This is a genomic window from Streptomyces sp. NPDC042638 (genome assembly GCF_040647235.1).
Taxonomy (GTDB): Bacteria; Actinomycetota; Actinomycetes; order Streptomycetales; family Streptomycetaceae; genus Streptomyces; species Streptomyces rameus.
Window position 1 is genome coordinate 1 of the sequence record NZ_JBEZBT010000152.1, and the last position, 1,411, is coordinate 1,411.

The 1,411-nt window shown below is 69.6% G+C and carries 1 protein-coding gene; it reads right to left on the reverse strand.

Annotated features, from left to right (window positions below; all coding sequences use genetic code 11):
• Positions 1–438: 438 nt before the first annotated feature.
• Positions 439–981, reverse strand: a complete 543-nt coding sequence (locus AB0B40_RS38185; protein ID WP_362268241.1) for a hypothetical protein — start codon at positions 979–981, stop codon at positions 439–441.
• Positions 982–1,411: the final 430 nt, after the last annotated feature.

Below are 1,411 nucleotides of genomic sequence, written 5' to 3' on the forward strand. Positions count from 1 at the left end.
CCGCGACGATCACACCTCGTCAGCCCCCAACGACAACACGCCACAAAGGTCAGTAACCACCCCGTCCGGTTGCCGCATCATCGTCAGAGCCCTGGCTTCGAGGGCGGATCGCAGGCGGAAGCTGCCAGCGAGGCCGCTGTCCGATGCCGAGAAGACCGGACAGCGGCCGGACGAGGGTGAGCGTCTGGCCGCTCGTCCTCTTGGACACGGCCACTCGAGTGTTCCGGAGATCCAGTCCTTGGCCGGGACCACGACAGCCGAAATCGTCGGCGCGCAGACGCTCCTCGCTTTGATGCCCGCGGTGGCGACGCGAGTTGTCGGGCCCGCTCGTCCACCGCGGCGGGCGTGGCGCCGAGGTCGTCCTCGGGGTGTATGAGCGCGGGCTTTCGCGAGTTGCCTCGCCTGCTGGTGCCTGCGCCGGGCAGGCGAGGCGGGCAGTCAGGGGTTGTGGGCCCTGGTGATCGGAAGAGTCATGAGCTGTGCGACGACCTTGCCCGGGTCACCGACAGGGGCGAAGCCGACCGGCTCCTGCATTTGGTAGACGTCGCCCTGCGGGGGAAACACGCGGAGGCTGCTGTTCAGGGTGGTCATCGTCTTGGTGTTGGCCAGCACCATCGGCTCGTTGGAGCCGGGGAACTTCTCGATGCTGAGGGTGAAGTCGTGGAACAGGGTGTTCTTGAACGTCGGCGGATTGTTCGAGACGATTTCCAGCAGGCTGAGCGGCGTGGTGTCGATGTCGGCCTGCGAGAGCGTGACCCTGCCGAGCACCGGGGAGTCGGCGCTGTACTCCTCACCGATGATCTTCAGCCTCACCCCGCCGAAACCACCACCGATGTTCGACTCGACACGCAACCTGATGCCGCCCTTGAAATCGAGCTGGACCAAGCCGATCGCGTCGATCTTCAGCGGCACGGCCGCGGCGTGGCTGGAGCACGGGATCTCCAACCCGATCGGGGGCAGCAGGCCACCAGGACTCGTCATCGGGACACCTCCGGAGCAGGAAGCCGCGCCGGACGACGCGGTCACGCCGTGCGAGTGACGGCACGTCCGACGTTACTGATCACGAGCAGGCCCAGGCCTGCTCCCGCACCGGGTGGCCCCGAAAGGATGAGTCCCGCACTACGGCGCCAGACTCAGAACGTCCGACCGTACGCACTGTGCCTGCGCCGGCTGGAGGAGACGGACCGAGCCGAACACCCCACCGGGCAGGCGTCGCGGGGGGGGCGGGTCCCGCGGGGGGGGGCCCCCCGCGGGGAACGGCCCCCCCAAGCGGGGGGCCGGGGGGGGCGGGGGGGGGGGCGCCCCCCCCCGCCCCCACCCCCGGAGGTTGGACGGCGGGGCCCGGGAGCACCGCGGGCGGGGGGAAGACGAGTAGTGGGACAAGGAGGTAAAGATCCCCCGCGGCCCCCTA